Origin of the sequence: Pseudomonas sp. R84, assembly GCF_009834515.1 — a bacterium.
GTDB lineage: Bacteria > Pseudomonadota > Gammaproteobacteria > Pseudomonadales > Pseudomonadaceae > Aquipseudomonas.
The window spans coordinates 5,529,675-5,548,532 of record NZ_CP019426.1; the positions used below are offsets into that span (position 1 = coordinate 5,529,675).

Genomic DNA, 18,858 nt, shown 5'->3' on the forward strand with positions numbered 1-18,858 from the left:
CTTGTGGATAACTGAAGTGCGCTGATTCTACCGCCCTTCGTTCAAGATCGCTTGCTGTTGATCGATAGCCTTTACCTAAGCTCTGTCCCTTAGAAAATTCGACAGCCCGTCCCGAGAGTGAATCGCATCCTTCGTGATGCAGTACAATCGCCGCTTTTCATTGCCAACCAGCCGGGCATTCCGATGATCGAACCCAAGCGCGTCTTGCGCGCCCTCGCTGAACACTGGGCACTGCTTGAGCCACTGTGTGAGCACTTCGACCAAGGCACATTGAGCCTCAACGAACTGCGCACGCAACTCGCCGCCCAACAACTGGACAGCACGCCACAGGACATTACCAGCCTGCTCGACGTGTGGATTCGCCTCGATATTCTGATTCCGGTGGCAAAAAGCCCGAACCGTTTCGAGCTGAACGCGCAGATTCACGACTTCCTCGCCTACTTGCGGCGTGAACACCGCTTGGGCCTGTGCCTGGAAATCGAAGCCTATCTGCGCCACCTCGAGCGTCTGGCCGGTTACATCCAGGACGCGTTCGAAGTCCGCGATGGCCACGACCTTGCCCGCCAGTTGCGCCTGCTCGACATGCGCGTGCGCGACGTGCTGAAGAAGCTCGACAACGACGAACAGGCCCTCGTCGCCGTGGCCGAACGGGCGAAGACCAGCGACCGGCAGATTCCGCTGCGTCAGCGTTACGCCGAAGTACTGGCGACGTGGGACGAATACGTCGAACCGATGATCGATCTGGTGAACGCCGACGGCGCCTTCGAACAAGGCGTGCGCAAGGTCGAAACCGTGTTGCTGAAGATGCTCAGCGAACAGCAGCGCCTCGGTCATCTGGTCGACGACGACATGCTGCTGCGCACCCACGCGCGCATCCTCGAAATGCAGACCAGTGCCCAGCTGACTTTGCGTCATGCCCGCGAACTGCTGCTGCCGCTGCGTGAAGAAGCGCGTCGGCACAACGCCGTGACCCGTGGTGCCGCACTCGCATTGGCCGCGATTCGTCGTAAAGGCATCGACGCCGTTCCGCAAGCGGCGATGCCGCTGTTCACCCGCCCGCAAAGTACTTTCCTTGGCAGTGCGAGTCAGGTCGAAGCCTACGTGTACGCCTTGGCGCGGTTCGAGCCGAAACCGGCGCGCTTCCCGAAAGCGCACAAGACCCAGAAAGGCGAAGCCCCACGCGCCCCCCGCACCGTGCGCGAGATGGTCGACCGCTGCGAAGAAGCCCTGCCGATGCCGGATCTGATGACCTGGCTGCTGGAGCAGGAACCGGACGGCGCCACTGACGAATTGCTCTACTGGTTCTCGCGCCTGTCGCGGGAAAAACGCTTCAAGCGCGAGCGTCTGGAACGCCGCGAATACCACACTCACGAGCACCAGGTCAGCCTGCGCTCCTTCGCCCTGCTCTCGGCCAGCGACAGCGCCGCCGAGAATTCTGCGAGCATCCCCAATGCATCTTGATCTTTCCGAACTGTCGCAACTCGCACCGATCTTCCGCGAGCTGTTCAAGGGTTACCACGTCAGCCGCCGCGACCCGGAGCTGTACACACAACTGTCGAACTTCCAGGATCAATACCGCACGCTGTTCAAGGCACTGGGCTTTGAACTGGTCTGCGATACCCGTGGTTTCTACTACTTTGTGCCGGACATGGCCGCTGCGGCGGTGAACAAGACCGCCCAGCGTCTGGCGCTGTTCACCTTCATCCTCGTCGAGCACCTCGCCGATCAGGGCCGCGATCCGATCGCCGTGCTCGATGGCGGCAGCCTCGGCCGCGAAGAGTTGCCGTCGCTGCTGGAGAAATACCGCGACCTGTTTATTCAGGCCGAAGTGCAGACCGTCGAAGAACTCGAAGAAAAGATCATGCGCCGCATGACTCAACTCGGTTTTGCCAGCGAAGAAAACGGCGTGTACCGCTTCCTGCCGCCGATGCACCGGTTCCTCGACGTGTGCCTTTCGGTGCAGCAGGACCGCGATCTCGCGGCCAGCGTGCACAGCGTATTGCCGTTGCCGGCACCGGTGCTGATCGACGAAGCGGCGGAAGCCAAATTCCTCGAAACCGACGATCCGCTCGATCTCACGGAATTTGATGAAGAGAGCGAAGAAGACGCACTGGCCCGCGCCATTGCCGAAGAACAGGAGTCCGACGCATGAGCCAGGAACGCTACGGCATCCGCCGCTTTGCCCTATTGAACACCGCCGGTTACAGCCTCGGCCTGTTCCCGCTGGAAGAACCGCTGTCGGTTTACGGTGCGAACAACCTCGGTAAATCGGCGTCGATCAACGCCTTGCAGTTCCCGATTCTGGCGCGCATGTCGGACATGAGTTTCGGCAAGTACAGCCTCGAACAATCGCGGCGTTTTTACTTCGCTTCCGACACCAGTTACATCCTTGTCGAAGTGAGCCTGCCCCACGGCCCACACGTGATCGGGGTGGTCGGGCGCGGCCCGGGCGGTGGTTTCGGTCACCAGTTCTTTGCCTATGCCGGCAAGCTCGATCTGGCGCATTACCAGAAGAACGACACCTGCCTGCGCCAGAAAGAGCTGTTCAGCAACCTTGAGAAAGAAGGCCTGAAAGCCTACGAACTCAAGCCGGACGAACTGCGTCGTTTGCTGGTAGGCGGTCACACCTCGATTCCTTTGGATCTGACGTTGATTCCGCTGCGCTCCACCAGCGAGCAGAGCCTGAAGACCTTCCGCGCGCTGTTCATCAACCTGCTGCACATGCGCGAAATCACCGCGGCCAAGTTGAAGCAGTTGTTCCTCGACGCCTTCGAGCACAGCCTGCGTTCCGGCAGCGTCGATTACATCGCCGCGTGCGAAGAAGCTTTCCGCGATGTGCGCCGGATGGAACAGGACTACAACTCGCTGGTCGCTGCCGGCCCATTGGTTGAAGCCTTGGCCAACGGTGTAAAACAGCGCGACGTGCTGCGCGGCAAACTGCATCGCCTGTCGCCGCTGCTCGACTCGTTGCTCGGCACCTGGTCGGACTACGCCAGTGCGCGCAAAGAAGAACTGACCATCCAGGCCGACCATTACCGTGGTGAGCAGGACAGCCTGCAAAACGATCAACGCGGCGGCACCCAGGAACTGATGCGTCTGGAGCGGGAAATTTCCGGCATTCAGCGCTGGCTCGGCGAGCTGTCGGTGTTGAAGAATCGCTTCGCACTGGTCGATGACGTCAAAGTGCTCGAGCAACAATTGCTCGCGGCCAAAGACGCCCACGACGAACTGGCCGGTGCCTTGGCGCAATCGCGTCAGTTCAGTGCAGAAGATCTCGAAGAGCGTCTGCGCGATCTGGAAAAACGCCTGAAGTCGGTGAAACTGCAACTCGATCACGCCGACAACAACAGCTACGCCCGCCTGCGTGAAGAATTCTCGCAACAGGACGTCGAGCGTCTGATGCGCCTGTTCAACAGCGCGCTGTTCAGCCTGCCGTTGGGCGAACACGGCATCACCCTCGACGACAACGGCGAGTGGGTGAAATCGGTTGAGCTGATTCTCGATGGCTTCAAGGGCGAGCGCTTCGAAGTGCCGGGGCTGTCCATCGACATCTCCAATATCGAACCGCCGGCGCTGCAGGCACTGGCCGACCGCGCAGCGTTGCGCGATCAGAAAGAGCGTCTGGAAAAAGAACTCAAGCAACTGAAGACCCAGCAAGCCGTGGCCGCCGACCGCGCCGCGAGCAAGACCCAGACCGAAGCGCTGTACCAGCAAGTGCTGGACGCGCAGAAGGCGCTGGAAGATTTCCGCCGCACGCAGACCCTGAGCGCCGAAGAAAGCGACAAGCTCGAGCAACTGGCGCAGATGGAAGGCGCGCAGGACGAACTCAAGCGCTCCAGCGACGCCTTCACTGAGCGCGTCCAGCAACTGTCGGCCAAGCTGCAACTGGTCGGCCGGCAGATCGCCGATATGGAAGCCAAGCAACGCACCCTCGACGATGCGCTGCGCCGTCGTCAGCTGTTGCCGGCGGATCTGCCGTTCGGTACGCCGTTCATGGATCCGGTCGACGACTCAATGGACAACCTGCTGCCGCTGCTCAACGACTATCAGGACAGCTGGCAAGGCTTGCTGCGCGCTGACGGTCAGATCGAAGCGCTGTATGCGCAAGTACGCCTCAAAGGCGTGGCCAAGTTCGACAGCGAAGACGACATGGAACGCCGGCTCTCGCTGCTGATCAACGCTTATGCGCACCGTACCGATGAAGCACTGACGTTGGGCAAGGCCCGTCGTGCAGCGGTTACCGACATCGCCCGGACCCTGCGCAATATCCGTAGCGACTACGACAGCCTCGAGCATCAACTGGCGCTGTTCAACCGCGAGATCAACAAGCGTCAGGTCTCCAACCTGCAGAGCTTCCGCATCGTCCTCGCGCCGAACAAGGAAGCCCTCAAGCACATCGACCAGATCATCCACAGCGCCGGTCAGTACGAAGAAGGCGAAACCCTGTCGGTGTTCGATCTGAGCCAAAGTGCCGAGCAGGACAACAAGAACGAAGAGGCCAAGGAATACTTGGCGCGGCTGGTGGCGGCAAACCACAACCAGCTCGGTCTCAAGGACTTGTTTGAGCTGGCGTTCGAGATCACCAAGGTCAACGGCCAACCGGTGATCCACACCGACATCGATGGCGCGGCGTCCAACGGTACGACGATGACCATCAAGGCGCTGACCAACATGTATTTGTTGCTGCACTTGATGGATCGCGATCAGGCCGGTCGCGTGCGTCTGCCGTACTACCTCGATGAAGCAGCAGACATCGACGAGAAGAACCAGGCCGCGTTGCTGGAAACCAGTCTGCAACTGGGCTTCGTGCCGATTCTGGCGAGTGTGAAGCCGCAGGTTTGCGCGAGTGTCGCGATCGACCTGGAAGGCGGCAGCGGCCCGGCCGGTATCTATATTGATGAGGCGGACTGGAAGTACATTCGTCGCCATGATGTGGTGAAGGCTACGGTCAATGTTGAAGCGGATGAGCCGGAGCTGGATGCGGTTTGATCGGCTTTAGCTGAAGGCAAAAAAAAGGGCCGCGATCAGTTTGGATCGCGGCCCTTTTTTATGGCTTGGGGTTTGTGCTGGGCTTTGAGGCCTCTTCGCGAGCAAGCTCGCTCCCACATTGAAACGCATTCCAAATGTGGGAGCGAGCCTGCTCGCGAAGGCGTCTTTGTAGACGCCACATCAACTTCAGGTTATTTACCGAGGGAAATCTTCGGCGCCCATGTCAGCCACTCATCCTCAAACTTGTCGAACAGCGGGAACGTCTGCTCCGCACGCGCCGGGTTGCCCATGCGCTCGCCATCCGGCGTGGCGAAGGCGATGCCACCCTGAATCGCCGTCTCCAACGACTCGGTGCGTACCGTCAGCCCGTTGAACAGACCGATATCAAAACCAACACCGCTGGTGTTCCAGAACCGGCTACCGCTGCGCACCAACGGCGCATACTTCGGCTCGATCAAAATGTGCACCAACACGCGATCAGCGGTCTGCCCCAGTTCATAACCGGTGACCTTACCCACAGTAATTTCGCGGTAGGTGACTGGCACACCCGGTTTCAGCGATCCACGACGGGCAGCGCTCAGTACCAGGCTCAGACCCGCCTCTTGCTTGGTCACTTCCGGCGCATTGGCCAGGGCAACGAAGTTCTTCTGCGGGCCGAGGTTCTTAACCGCCGGTTGTACTTCGATGTACTGACCGGTCACCAGGGTTTCCAGATTCGCTGTCTTGATCAGGCCGAGCTCCGGTTTGACCACCCAGAACTGACTGCCGACCCGGGCGATCTTCTCTGGCACTTCGGTGATGCGCGCCGTGAGGATGACCGATTGCAGATCGTCAGTCAGATCGACACTTTCGATCTTGCCGACATCCAGTCCCTTGAAGCGCACCGGGGTGCCACTGCGCAGACCATCAGCGCGATCGACTTTGATTGTCACCACCGCGCCTTTCTGATTCGCCTCATCATGGTTGGCGAACAGGCGGAAACGCGGAATACGTTTCTGCAGCGGCGCCTTGGCTTGCGGTGTCTCAAAGGCGATACCACCGGCCATCAGGGTCTGCAGCGACTCACTCTTGACCTGAATGCCACCGGTCAGTCCGCCGGTCAACGTGATGCCACTGACATTCCAGAAACGCGTCGAGGCGTTGACCAGGTTTTCGTATTCCTTATCGATGTGCACGCCAATGACCAATTGCTTCTTGGTCTTGGAGAACTGGTAGCTCTGCACCGAACCGACCTTGACCTGTTTGTACAGAATTGGACTGCCGACATCGATCGAGCCGAGGACATCGGTGAACAGCACCAGGTGCAAGCCCGGTGAGCGCAGATCCAGCGGCGGCGCTTTCGGCCGCGCCTCGAACTCGCGCTTCGGCGCAGCGCCCTTGTCGCCCGGGCGCACGGCGATGTAGTTACCTTTCACCAGCGCCTCCAGCCCGGTGATACCGGCCAGAGAAATCGACGGTTTGACCACCCAGAACTGCGTGCCGTCGACCAGATAATCTTCAGCGAGCGGATCAAGGGTCAACTCGGCAGTGGCACTGTTCAGATCTGGATCGACCTTCAGCGCTTTCAGGTTGCCGACTTGGATGCCTTTGTACATCACCGGCGTACGGCCAGCCTGCAGGCCTTCGAAGTCGCTGAGTTTGACCTTTACGCGAATCCCGGCAGCAGCAGCATCGAAGTCTTCATAGAGTCGGAACGGCAGGCTTGGATCGGTCGGTGGGCTGTCCTTGCGGTTTTCTGGTGTGGCGAAAGCGATGCCGCCGGCGACGATACTGGCCAGCGATTCGCTGCGTACTTTCACCCCGGACAGGTTGGCGTCGATGCTGATGCCGCTAGCGTTCCAGAAACGCGTGTGTTTGCGCACCAGTTTGGCGTAGGTCGGTTCGATGAAGACTTTGAGCTCAACGGTACTTTGGTCTTCCGACAGCACGTAGCTTTTGATCTGGCCAACCTTGATCTGCTTGTAGAACACCGGGCTGCCTCGGCTCAGTGAACCGAGACGATCAGCCTTGATGGTCAGGTGCAGACCGGGCTTGGCGTCGGACAACGGCGGCTCCTCGGAGAGCGCCTTGAACTTGCGCACCGGTTCACCTTCGCCGGGACTGATGGCGACGTAATTACCCGAAACCAGGGTTTCCAGACCGGTGATACCGGCCAGGGTCACGCTTGGCTTGACCAGCCAGAAACGCGTGCTGGTCTTGAGGTATTGCTCAACGTCTTTATTCATCTCGACGGTGGCAATCACGCCTTTGGAATTGCCCTCATCGTCGAGCTTGAGCGCCTTGACCTTACCGACCGACATGCCTTTGTACATGACCTCGGTCTTGTTGGCCTGGATGCCTTCACCACTCTCGAAGCGGATCTGAATTTCGATACCGGTTTCGGAATAGGCGCGCCAGCCGAGCCAGCCACCGATGATCAGCGCGATCAGAGGCAGTACCCAAATGGCAGACCAGTTCGAAGCCGGTCGGGTTTTCGCTACGGGCAAATCAATCATGGTCGTCGTCCGACTCCGTGTTATCCCAAATCAGTCGGGGATCGAAAGTTACTGCGGCGAGCATCGTCAGAATCACCACACTGGCGAAGGCGATGGCGCCAAGATTGGCTTCGACACTGGCAAGCCGGCCGAAGTTGACGACCGCCACCAGAATGGCGATCACAAATATATCGAGCATCGACCAGCGGCCAATGAACTCAATGAAGCGGTACATCCAGATGCGTTGACGAGCGGACAGCGGCTGGCGTCTTTGCACAGAGAAAAGCAACAGCGCGATGCCGACCAGTTTGAAGGTCGGTACCAGAATACTGGCGATGAACACTACGGCTGCAATCGGGATCATGCCGTGCTGCACTAACTGAATCACGCCGGACATGATAGTGCTCGGATCACCCTGGCCCAAAGAACTGACAGTCATGATCGGCAAGACATTGGCCGGGATATAGATAATCGCGGCGGTGATCAGCAGTGCCCAGGTGCGTACGAGGCTGTTCGGACGGCGAGCGTGAACCAGCGCACCGCAGCGGGTGCAGGTTTGCTCGTCGGCGTCCGCTTCCTGTTTGTTCAACTCATGACATTCGGTACACACCAGAATGCCCGCATCAATCGCCCGCATGAGCGTCCTCTCCTGATAACGCCTGCCATATCTGGTGCGGTGACATCACCACTTCCAGCCAGACCTGCACCAACAACAAACCGATGAAACACGCCAGGCCCAGACCTACGGTAATGGCGGCCATGTCCGCCAGTTTGACGATCGCCACCAGTACGCCCATGAGGTAAACCTCGAGCATTCCCCAGTCTTTGAGGTGGTGGTAAATGCGATAAAGCAGCAAGCCGTAGCCGCGACCGATATCGAAACGAATAGTCAGTAGAACGAATAACTGGCATAGCAACTTCAGCAACGGTATGGCCATGCTGCACAGAAACACCACGATCGACACACCCTGCATGTCCGTGTTGAACAGGCCGAGTACGCCGCTCCAGACCGTGTCCTGCGAAGATTGTCCGAGGATATTGAGTTGCATGATGGGTAAAAAGTTTGCCGGGATATACAGCAATAATGCCGCGATCACCAAGGCAAGGCTGCGCTGCACCACGTTATGGCGGTGGGCATATAACTCGTAACCGCAACGAGGACAGAGCGCTTTCTCGCCGTGAGCAAGCGTTGGCTTGCGCATCAGCAGATCGCACTCGTGACAGGCCACCAAGTCTTCCAGCGGTAAATCTGACAGCCCGGGGGCGTCAACCGACTCTGGCATAAAGGCTCTGGCTCCGAATAAGGTGGGGCTATTCTAGTGTTCTGATTCGAAAATAACTGTGCAAATTTGTTCGCTGTCACGAGTAAAAAACTTTTCTGCGGGCAAAACAAAACCCCAACTGCTTTCGCAATTGGGGTTTCGGAATTTAATCTTGACGATGACCTACTCTCACATGGGGAAACCCCACACTACCATCGGCGATGCATCGTTTCACTGCTGAGTTCGGGATGGGATCAGGTGGTTCCAACGCTCTATGGTCGTCAAGAAATTCGGGTACTGAGTCGTGACCAGAGGGCCTCGCTTCAGCAAATTGGGTATGTGACAGCTTTCGGTGTTTTGTGAACATCAAACTTTCGGTTCGTTTCGTCTTCACACACCGCAATCTGGTCTCTCTCGAGTTCGCAAATTGCTTGGGTGTTATATGGTCAAGCCTCACGGGCAATTAGTATTGGTTAGCTCAACGCCTCACAGCGCTTACACACCCAACCTATCAACGTCGTAGTCTTCGACGGCCCTTCAGGGAACTCAAGGTTCCAGTGAGATCTCATCTTGAGGCAAGTTTCCCGCTTAGATGCTTTCAGCGGTTATCTTTCCCGAACATAGCTACCCGGCAATGCCACTGGCGTGACAACCGGAACACCAGAGGTTCGTCCACTCCGGTCCTCTCGTACTAGGAGCAGCCCCTCTCAAATCTCAAACGTCCACGGCAGATAGGGACCGAACTGTCTCACGACGTTCTAAACCCAGCTCGCGTACCACTTTAAATGGCGAACAGCCATACCCTTGGGACCGGCTTCAGCCCCAGGATGTGATGAGCCGACATCGAGGTGCCAAACACCGCCGTCGATATGAACTCTTGGGCGGTATCAGCCTGTTATCCCCGGAGTACCTTTTATCCGTTGAGCGATGGCCCTTCCATACAGAACCACCGGATCACTAAGACCTACTTTCGTACCTGCTCGACGTGTCTGTCTCGCAGTCAAGCGCGCTTTTGCCTTTATACTCTACGACCGATTTCCGACCGGTCTGAGCGCACCTTCGTACTCCTCCGTTACTCTTTAGGAGGAGACCGCCCCAGTCAAACTACCCACCATACACTGTCCTCGATCCGGATAACGGACCTGAGTTAGAACCTCAAAGTTGCCAGGGTGGTATTTCAAGGATGGCTCCACGCGAACTGGCGTCCACGCTTCAAAGCCTCCCACCTATCCTACACAAGCAAATTCAAAGTCCAGTGCAAAGCTATAGTAAAGGTTCACGGGGTCTTTCCGTCTAGCCGCGGATACACTGCATCTTCACAGCGATTTCAATTTCACTGAGTCTCGGGTGGAGACAGCGCCGCCATCGTTACGCCATTCGTGCAGGTCGGAACTTACCCGACAAGGAATTTCGCTACCTTAGGACCGTTATAGTTACGGCCGCCGTTTACCGGGGCTTCGATCAAGAGCTTCGCGTTAGCTAACCCCATCAATTAACCTTCCGGCACCGGGCAGGCGTCACACCCTATACGTCCACTTTCGTGTTTGCAGAGTGCTGTGTTTTTAATAAACAGTCGCAGCGGCCTGGTATCTTCGACCGGCATGAGCTTACGGAGCAAGTCCTTCACCCTCACCGGCGCACCTTCTCCCGAAGTTACGGTGCCATTTTGCCTAGTTCCTTCACCCGAGTTCTCTCAAGCGCCTTGGTATTCTCTACCCAACCACCTGTGTCGGTTTGGGGTACGGTTCCTGGTTACCTGAAGCTTAGAAGCTTTTCTTGGAAGCATGGCATCAACCACTTCGTGTTCTAAAAGAACACTCGTCATCAGCTCTCGGCCTTAAGATCCCGGATTTACCTAAGATCTCAGCCTACCACCTTAAACTTGGACAACCAACGCCAAGCTGGCCTAGCCTTCTCCGTCCCTCCATCGCAATAACCAGAAGTACAGGAATATTAACCTGTTTTCCATCGACTACGCTTTTCAGCCTCGCCTTAGGGACCGACTAACCCTGCGTCGATTAACGTTGCGCAGGAAACCTTGGTCTTTCGGCGTGGGTGTTTTTCACACCCATTGTCGTTACTCATGTCAGCATTCGCACTTCTGATACCTCCAGCAAGCTTCTCAACTCACCTTCACAGGCTTACAGAACGCTCCTCTACCGCATCATCCGAAGATGATACCCGTAGCTTCGGTGTATGGTTTGAGCCCCGTTACATCTTCCGCGCAGGCCGACTCGACTAGTGAGCTATTACGCTTTCTTTAAAGGGTGGCTGCTTCTAAGCCAACCTCCTAGCTGTCTAAGCCTTCCCACATCGTTTCCCACTTAACCATAACTTTGGGACCTTAGCTGACGGTCTGGGTTGTTTCCCTTTTCACGACGGACGTTAGCACCCGCCGTGTGTCTCCCATGCTCGGCACTTGTAGGTATTCGGAGTTTGCATCGGTTTGGTAAGTCGGGATGACCCCCTAGCCGAAACAGTGCTCTACCCCCTACAGTGATACATGAGGCGCTACCTAAATAGCTTTCGAGGAGAACCAGCTATCTCCGAGCTTGATTAGCCTTTCACTCCGATCCACAGGTCATCCGCTAACTTTTCAACGGTAGTCGGTTCGGTCCTCCAGTTAGTGTTACCCAACCTTCAACCTGCCCATGGATAGATCGCCCGGTTTCGGGTCTATTCCCAGCGACTAGACGCCCTATTAAGACTCGCTTTCGCTACGCCTCCCCTATTCGGTTAAGCTCGCCACTGAAAATAAGTCGCTGACCCATTATACAAAAGGTACGCAGTCACCCAACAAAGTGGGCTCCCACTGCTTGTACGCATACGGTTTCAGGATCTATTTCACTCCCCTCTCCGGGGTTCTTTTCGCCTTTCCCTCACGGTACTAGTTCACTATCGGTCAGTCAGTAGTATTTAGCCTTGGAGGATGGTCCCCCCATATTCAGACAAAGTTTCTCGTGCTCCGTCCTACTCGATTTCATGACCAAGAGATTTTCGCGTACAGGGCTATCACCCACTATGGCCGCACTTTCCAGAGCGTTCCGCTAATCTCAAAGCCACTTAAGGGCTAGTCCCCGTTCGCTCGCCACTACTAAGGGAATCTCGGTTGATTTCTTTTCCTCAGGGTACTTAGATGTTTCAGTTCCCCTGGTTCGCTTCTTGCACCTATGTATTCAGTACAAGATAACCATCTTATGATGGCTGGGTTCCCCCATTCAGACATCTCCGGATCAAAGTCTGTTTGCCGACTCCCCGAAGCTTTTCGCAGGCTACCACGTCTTTCATCGCCTCTGACTGCCAAGGCATCCACCGTATGCGCTTCTTCACTTGACCATATAACCCCAAGCAATCTGGTTATACTGTGAAGACGACATTCGCCGAAAATTCGAATTTCTCAACTAAGAGAACTCACAAATTTTACCTTAGCCTGATCCGTTACCAGTGAAAGTAACGTTCAGTCTATCTTTCTATCACATACCCAAATTTTTAAAGAACGAACTAGTCAAAGACTAGAAATCAACATTCATCATCACAACGATGGAATGCTCATTTCTAAGCTTTCAAACTTTAGAAGCAGTAGTGGTGGAGCCAAACGGGATCGAACCGTTGACCTCCTGCGTGCAAGGCAGGCGCTCTCCCAGCTGAGCTATGGCCCCGTATTTCTACAGGCGTTTCCCACACAAAATTGGTGGGTCTGGGCAGATTCGAACTGCCGACCTCACCCTTATCAGGGGTGCGCTCTAACCAACTGAGCTACAGACCCAATTTCGGGCTGCTTCTTTCGTCTTCTTCAATGAATCAAGCAATTCGTGTGGGAACTTATGGAGCAGCTGATGTCGTCGATTAAGGAGGTGATCCAGCCGCAGGTTCCCCTACGGCTACCTTGTTACGACTTCACCCCAGTCATGAATCACACCGTGGTAACCGTCCTCCCGAAGGTTAGACTAGCTACTTCTGGTGCAACCCACTCCCATGGTGTGACGGGCGGTGTGTACAAGGCCCGGGAACGTATTCACCGTGACATTCTGATTCACGATTACTAGCGATTCCGACTTCACGCAGTCGAGTTGCAGACTGCGATCCGGACTACGATCGGTTTTATGGGATTAGCTCCACCTCGCGGCTTGGCAACCCTTTGTACCGACCATTGTAGCACGTGTGTAGCCCAGGCCGTAAGGGCCATGATGACTTGACGTCATCCCCACCTTCCTCCGGTTTGTCACCGGCAGTCTCCTTAGAGTGCCCACCATAACGTGCTGGTAACTAAGGACAAGGGTTGCGCTCGTTACGGGACTTAACCCAACATCTCACGACACGAGCTGACGACAGCCATGCAGCACCTGTCTCAATGTTCCCGAAGGCACCAATCCATCTCTGGAAAGTTCATTGGATGTCAAGGCCTGGTAAGGTTCTTCGCGTTGCTTCGAATTAAACCACATGCTCCACCGCTTGTGCGGGCCCCCGTCAATTCATTTGAGTTTTAACCTTGCGGCCGTACTCCCCAGGCGGTCAACTTAATGCGTTAGCTGCGCCACTAAGAGCTCAAGGCTCCCAACGGCTAGTTGACATCGTTTACGGCGTGGACTACCAGGGTATCTAATCCTGTTTGCTCCCCACGCTTTCGCACCTCAGTGTCAGTATCAGTCCAGGTGGTCGCCTTCGCCACTGGTGTTCCTTCCTATATCTACGCATTTCACCGCTACACAGGAAATTCCACCACCCTCTACCATACTCTAGCTCGACAGTTTTGAATGCAGTTCCCAGGTTGAGCCCGGGGATTTCACATCCAACTTAACGAACCACCTACGCGCGCTTTACGCCCAGTAATTCCGATTAACGCTTGCACCCTCTGTATTACCGCGGCTGCTGGCACAGAGTTAGCCGGTGCTTATTCTGTCGGTAACGTCAAAATTGCAGAGTATTAATCTACAACCCTTCCTCCCAACTTAAAGTGCTTTACAATCCGAAGACCTTCTTCACACACGCGGCATGGCTGGATCAGGCTTTCGCCCATTGTCCAATATTCCCCACTGCTGCCTCCCGTAGGAGTCTGGACCGTGTCTCAGTTCCAGTGTGACTGATCATCCTCTCAGACCAGTTACGGATCGTCGCCTTGGTGAGCCATTACCTCACCAACTAGCTAATCCGACCTAGGCTCATCTGATAGCGCAAGGCCCGAAGGTCCCCTGCTTTCTCCCGTAGGACGTATGCGGTATTAGCGTTCCTTTCGAAACGTTGCCCCCCACTACCAGGCAGATTCCTAGGCATTACTCACCCGTCCGCCGCTGAATCCAGGAGCAAGCTCCTCTCATCCGCTCGACTTGCATGTGTTAGGCCTGCCGCCAGCGTTCAATCTGAGCCATGATCAAACTCTTCAGTTCAAACATCTTTGGGTTTTTAAGAAACCCTAAACTTGGCTCAGCAATCGTTGGTTACATCTTTGATTTCTCGCGGAGTAACTTGTGATGCTGATAATCTTGTTGACTATCAGTCTGACTCCACAAGCACCCACACGAATTGCTTGATTCAGTTGTTAAAGAGCGGTTGGCTAAGATCTTTCGTCTCAACCGAGGCGCGCATTCTACAGCAGCCTCATTTGCTGTCAAGTGATTATTTTCAGAAGTTTTCGAAGATTTCTTCAACAACTTCAACCACTTGCGCTTCCGATCTCTCGTCAGCGGGAGGCGAATTCTACAGCGTTACACGCTGCTGTCAACACCTCTTTTTCAACTTCCTTTTGGCTTCGATGAACTGAAGCAGCCTGCCGCCGAAACCTGCATAACTCATTGAATCTCAAGGAGTTTTCCGTTTCGACTGCGCCGGAAGTGGGGCGAATTATAGACATCTGAAATCTGCCGTCAACCGTTAATTTCGCTTTTCTTGCAAAACCTGCTTTTTAGCCAGCAAACGCGGGATCCGCCGCGTTACGGGAGGTATACGCAGCACCAGAAGCGCAGCACCCATAAAGGCATAGATCGCCCACTCCTCGAGATCAGCACGCACGATCCACAGCATATGCAGCAAACCCAGACCCAGAATCACGTAAACCAACCGATGCAACTTCTTCCAGCGCGAGCCCAAACGACGTTGACTGTAGCGATTGGACGTCACCGCCAACACCAACAGACCAAGGAAACCCAACGCCCCCACTATTATGTAGGGCCGCTTACGTAACTCGACCGCCAACTGCGACCAATCGAACCCCAGGATAAACGCCATATAGCTGCACAGGTGCAAAACAACATAGGCAAAACACCAAAGCCCCAATTGCCGGCGTACAGCAATCCACCCCGCCCAGCCGGTGAGCTTCTGCAAAGGCGTCATGCTCAAGGTGATCAGCAGCAGCACCAATGTTCCGAGCCCCAACCGATCCACCAACACCTTGCCAGGATCAGGTCCAAGCGAATCCTCGAGAGCCTGATACAACCACAGCATCGGCCAGATAGCCGCCGCAATGAAAACGCCTATACGCCAGAACGGAAATCGCATCAGTAGTTCTTCCGCAGATCGAGCCCTGTATATAAAGAAGCGACTTCATCCGAGTAGCCGTTGAACATCTGCGTATCGCGTACATTCGGTTTGAACAGACTGTTCGGCAGACGCCGCTCCCGTGCCTGCGTCCAGCGCGGGTGATCAACTGTCGGGTTCACGTTCGCGTAAAAACCGTATTCATCTGCCGCAATGCTTTGCCAAGTGGTTTTCGGCTGCTCGCTGACCAGACTGATACGCACGATGGATTTGACACTCTTGAAGCCATATTTCCACGGCACCACCAAACGCAGTGGCGCGCCATTCTGATTCGGCAACTCTCGGCCATACATACCCACCGCCAGAATCGCCAAAGGATTCATCGCCTCGTCCAGTCGCAAGCCTTCTACATAAGGCCAATCGATCAAGGCGAACCCAGACCGCTGACCTGGCATGCTCTTGGGATCCTGCAAGGTTTCAAAGCGAATGTACTTGGCTTTGGACGTTGGCTCGACCTGCTTGAGCAGCGCCGAGATCGGAAAGCCAATCCACGGAATAACCATCGACCACGCCTCGACACAGCGCAGGCGATAGATTCGTTCTTCAAGTTGATAGGGCTTCATGAAGTCTTCCAGCGCATATCGCCCCGGCTTACCCACCTCCCCGTCTATCACCACACTCCACGGTTCGGTTTTCAGCGAGCCAGCATTCGCCGCCGGATCACCCTTGTCGGTTCCGAACTCATAGAAGTTGTTGTAGTGGGTGGCGTCTTTATAAGGTGTGATTGCCTCATCCTTGACGTTGACTGCTCCCCATTTAGTAGAGGACAGCTTGTCGTTAAACCAGGCAGGTGCTTTACCGGATTCGACATCAGCATACCTGGGAGCATCCTCGGCATTGGCCCAACGTGGCAAGCTACTGACGGCGATACCGGCAGCAGTAGCCCCCAGCAATTGGCGGCGAGAGAGATAAATGGCTTCAGGCGTGACATCCGACTCGTGGCAATCGGACGCTTTGGGGACTTTGATCAACATGGCAACTCCGCAGCTTTGGAGGACTGATGCACCCATAGACTGCGGAGTATGCGGGAAATTACATCACTCGGCTTTTTTGTGCCGACGAAGATGCAACAGGTACTGCACAGGGCCGGAAGCCGCGTAAGCAAGGAACACCAGCAGCAGAATGCGCGGTGGATCGCTAAAGACCACGGCGAACACCAGCACCACAGCAAGGATCGCCACGAACGGCACGCGCCCCTTCAGGTCCAGCTCCTTAAAGCTGTTGTACTTGATGTTGCTGACCATCAGCATGCCGGCCGCCGCAACCATCAGTGCGACCAGGAACGACATCTTCGAACCCTGAATGCCGTAATCGCTGAACGCCCAGACAATCCCCGCGACCACACCGGCAGCCGCCGGACTGGCCAGACCGATGAAATAGCGTTTGTCCGCCGTACCCACCTGAGTATTGAAGCGCGCCAGACGCAACGCCGCGCCCGCTACATAGATGAAGGCGACCATCCAGCCAACCTTGCCCATGTCGCCCAACGCCCAACCGAACGCCAGCAGCGCCGGGGCAACACCGAACGCAACCATGTCCGACAGCGAGTCGTACTCGGCACCGAAGGCACTTTGCGTGTTGGTCATGCGCGCCACGCGACCGTCGAGGCCGTCGAGCACCATGGCGACGAAAATTGCGATCGCGGCGAACGCGAAATACTTGCTCGCATTGGCCGAGTCGCCGGCGCTTAGAGCAGCCTGGGCGCTCATCGAGTTGATGATGGAGTAAAACCCTGCGAACAGGTTCGCAGTGGTGAACAGATTCGGCAGCAGATAGATACCACGATGCCGGACTTTACGACCTTCTGCGTCGTGCCCTTCTTCGATGTGTTCATCGATGGGCAGCAGGCTTTCGGCGTCAGAAGCCTTGTTCGGCTCTTCGGGACGTTCGCTCATGGACATTACCTTGCAACGGTTTGGAGAAATTTCGACAGGTGCTTGAGGACGACAGTTCGGCCACAAACGCTGCAGCTTTATACCAGAACCACCGCCTCAAACGAAAAAACGCGGCCGAGGCCGCGTTTTTCGTACAAGGAACGACGACTTAGTTTTTGGCTTTGTCGACGATCTTGTTGGCACCGATCCACGGCATCATGGAGCGCAGCTGCTCGCCGATGACTTCGATACCGTGAGCGGCGTTGTTACGACGCTTGGCGGTCATCGAAGGGTAGCCGGTTGCGCCTTCGCTGATGAACATTTTGGCGTATTCGCCGTCCTGAATACGTTTCAGGGCGTTGCGCATGGCCTGACGGGACTCGGCGTTGATCACTTCCGGACCGGTCACGTACTCGCCGTACTCAGCGTTGTTGGAGATCGAGTAGTTCATGTTGGCGATACCGCCTTCGTACATGAGGTCAACGATCAGCTTCAGTTCGTGCAGGCACTCGAAGTAGGCCATTTCCGGCGCGTAGCCAGCTTCAACCAGGGTTTCGAAACCGGCTTTTACCAGTTCAACGGTACCACCGCACAGAACGGCTTGCTCGCCGAACAGGTCGGTTTCGGTCTCGTCCTTGAAGGTGGTTTCGATGATGCCGGTACGACCGCCACCAACGCCAGCAGCGTAGGACAGTGCAACGTTTTTGGCGTTGCCCGAGGCATCCTGGTAGATCGCGATCAGGTCAGGAATACCGCCGCCTTTCACGAACTCGGAACGTACGGTGTGGCCCGGAGCTTTCGGCGCGATCATGATCACGTCGAGGTCGGCACGCGGAACAACCTGGTTGTAGTGAATCGCGAAGCCGTGGGAGAAGGCCAGGGTGGCGCCCTTCTTGATGTTCGGCTCGATTTCGTTCTTGTACAGGGAAGACTGGAACTCGTCCGGGGTCAGGATCATGACCAGGTCGGCAGCAGCAACAGCGGAAGCAACGTCGGTCACTTTCAGGCCGTGAGCTTCAGCTTTGGCAACGGTGGCCGAACCTTTACGCAGACCAACGGTAACGTCGACACCGGAGTCTTTCAGGTTGCACGCTTGGGCGTGGCCCTGGGAACCGTAACCGATGATGGCAACTTTCTTGCCCTGGATGATCGACAGGTCGCAGTCTTTATCGTAGAAAACTTTCATGAATTTCCCCTTTATATCCAGGCCGTTCAGGCCATTCGCTAATTTGGTTTAGATGCTGAGTACTTTGTCGCCGCGGGCAATGCCGGTCACGCCACTACGGACGGTTTCCAGAATCGATGCGGTGCCGATGGACTGAATGAAGCTGTCGAGCTTGTCGCTGGTACCGGTCAATTGAACGGTATACACGCTGGCACTGACATCGACGATCTGTCCACGGTAAATATCGGTGGTGCGTTTGATCTCGGCGCGCTGGGCGCCAGTGGCCTTGACCTTGACCAGCATCAGTTCGCGCTCGATGTGAGCGCTTTCCGACAGGTCCACCAGCTTGACCACTTCGATCAGCTTGTTCAGGTTTTTGGTGATCTGCTCGATGACTTCATCGTGGCCCACAGTGGTCAGCGTCAGACGCGACAGGGTCGGGTCTTCGGTCGGGGCCACGGTCAGGCTTTCGATGTTGTAGTTGCGCTGCGAGAACAGGCCGACTACGCGAGACAAAGCGCCGGGTTCGTTTTCCAGAAGCAAGGAAATAATGTGCCGCATGA

At 56.0% G+C, this 18,858-nt stretch carries 11 protein-coding genes, 2 tRNA genes and 3 rRNA genes; 3 read left to right on the forward strand and 13 right to left on the reverse strand.

The features are described 5' to 3' along the window. Window positions 1–183: 183 nt before the first annotated feature. The 3 genes from mksB to mksF are packed head-to-tail and all read left to right on the forward strand — an operon-like array spanning window position 184 to window position 4,989. Window positions 184–1,461: an Mks condensin complex protein MksB gene (gene mksB, locus PspR84_RS24410; protein ID WP_026000484.1), complete on the forward strand. Its 1,278-nt coding sequence runs from the start codon at window positions 184–186 to the stop codon at window positions 1,459–1,461. Further along, window positions 1,451–2,152 (forward strand): Mks condensin complex protein MksE, encoded by a 702-nt coding sequence (mksE, locus tag PspR84_RS24415; RefSeq protein ID WP_160059429.1) that lies wholly within the window; start codon window positions 1,451–1,453, stop codon window positions 2,150–2,152. The genes mksB and mksE overlap by 11 nt, the downstream gene beginning before the upstream one ends. Then, window positions 2,149–4,989: an Mks condensin complex protein MksF gene (mksF, locus tag PspR84_RS24420; RefSeq protein ID WP_160059430.1), complete on the forward strand. Its 2,841-nt coding sequence runs from the start codon at window positions 2,149–2,151 to the stop codon at window positions 4,987–4,989. The genes mksE and mksF overlap by 4 nt, the downstream gene beginning before the upstream one ends. Before the next feature lie 191 nt (window positions 4,990–5,180). On the opposite strand, the gene PspR84_RS24425 is transcribed toward mksF, so the two are convergent. The 13 genes from PspR84_RS24425 to ilvN all read right to left on the reverse strand — a co-directional run bounded on the left by PspR84_RS24425 (window position 5,181) and on the right by ilvN (window position 18,856). After that, the gene (locus tag PspR84_RS24425) at window positions 5,181–7,484 is read right to left on the reverse strand and encodes an MlaD family protein (RefSeq protein ID WP_160059431.1); all 2,304 of its coding nucleotides are present in this window, start codon (window positions 7,482–7,484) and stop codon (window positions 5,181–5,183) included. Continuing rightward, window positions 7,477–8,100 (reverse strand): paraquat-inducible protein A, encoded by a 624-nt coding sequence (locus tag PspR84_RS24430; RefSeq protein ID WP_160059432.1) that lies wholly within the window; start codon window positions 8,098–8,100, stop codon window positions 7,477–7,479. The genes PspR84_RS24425 and PspR84_RS24430 overlap by 8 nt, the downstream gene beginning before the upstream one ends. Beyond that, complete coding sequence (locus PspR84_RS24435; protein WP_160059433.1) at window positions 8,087–8,746, reverse strand: paraquat-inducible protein A; 660 nt, start codon at window positions 8,744–8,746, stop codon at window positions 8,087–8,089. Before PspR84_RS24435 ends, PspR84_RS24430 begins: the two co-directional genes overlap by 14 nt. A 149-nt stretch (window positions 8,747–8,895) precedes the next feature. After that, a 5S ribosomal RNA gene (gene rrf, locus PspR84_RS24440) occupies window positions 8,896–9,011 on the reverse strand. Between the two features lie 156 nt (window positions 9,012–9,167). Then, window positions 9,168–12,061 (reverse strand): 23S ribosomal RNA (locus PspR84_RS24445). Window positions 12,062–12,308: 247 nt separating this feature from the next. Next, window positions 12,309–12,384, reverse strand: a tRNA-Ala gene (locus PspR84_RS24450). Window positions 12,385–12,414: 30 nt separating this feature from the next. After that, a tRNA-Ile gene (locus PspR84_RS24455) sits at window positions 12,415–12,491 on the reverse strand. An 81-nt stretch (window positions 12,492–12,572) separates the two neighbouring features. Beyond that, a 16S ribosomal RNA gene (locus PspR84_RS24460) occupies window positions 12,573–14,109 on the reverse strand. Together the 16S, 23S and 5S rRNA genes with 2 tRNA genes alongside form the textbook arrangement of a ribosomal RNA operon. Before the next feature lie 484 nt (window positions 14,110–14,593). Further along, a complete protein-coding gene (msrQ, locus tag PspR84_RS24470) occupies window positions 14,594–15,217 on the reverse strand; it encodes a protein-methionine-sulfoxide reductase heme-binding subunit MsrQ (RefSeq protein WP_160059434.1) in 624 nt (207 codons plus the stop codon). Then, window positions 15,217–16,230: a protein-methionine-sulfoxide reductase catalytic subunit MsrP gene (gene msrP, locus PspR84_RS24475; RefSeq protein WP_160059435.1), complete on the reverse strand. Its 1,014-nt coding sequence runs from the start codon at window positions 16,228–16,230 to the stop codon at window positions 15,217–15,219. Before msrP ends, msrQ begins: the two co-directional genes overlap by 1 nt. A gap of 63 nt (window positions 16,231–16,293) precedes the next feature. Then, the gene (pssA, locus tag PspR84_RS24480) at window positions 16,294–17,151 is read right to left on the reverse strand and encodes a CDP-diacylglycerol--serine O-phosphatidyltransferase (RefSeq protein ID WP_016983477.1); all 858 of its coding nucleotides are present in this window, start codon (window positions 17,149–17,151) and stop codon (window positions 16,294–16,296) included. Between the two features lie 148 nt (window positions 17,152–17,299). Then, window positions 17,300–18,316 carry a ketol-acid reductoisomerase gene (gene ilvC, locus PspR84_RS24485; protein ID WP_007909969.1) on the reverse strand — a complete coding sequence of 339 codons (1,017 nt, stop codon included), beginning with the start codon at window positions 18,314–18,316 and terminating at the stop codon, window positions 17,300–17,302. 48 nt (window positions 18,317–18,364) lie between these two features. Next, complete coding sequence (gene ilvN / locus PspR84_RS24490; protein ID WP_003176102.1) at window positions 18,365–18,856, reverse strand: acetolactate synthase small subunit; 492 nt, start codon at window positions 18,854–18,856, stop codon at window positions 18,365–18,367. Window positions 18,857–18,858 lie beyond the last annotated feature (2 nt).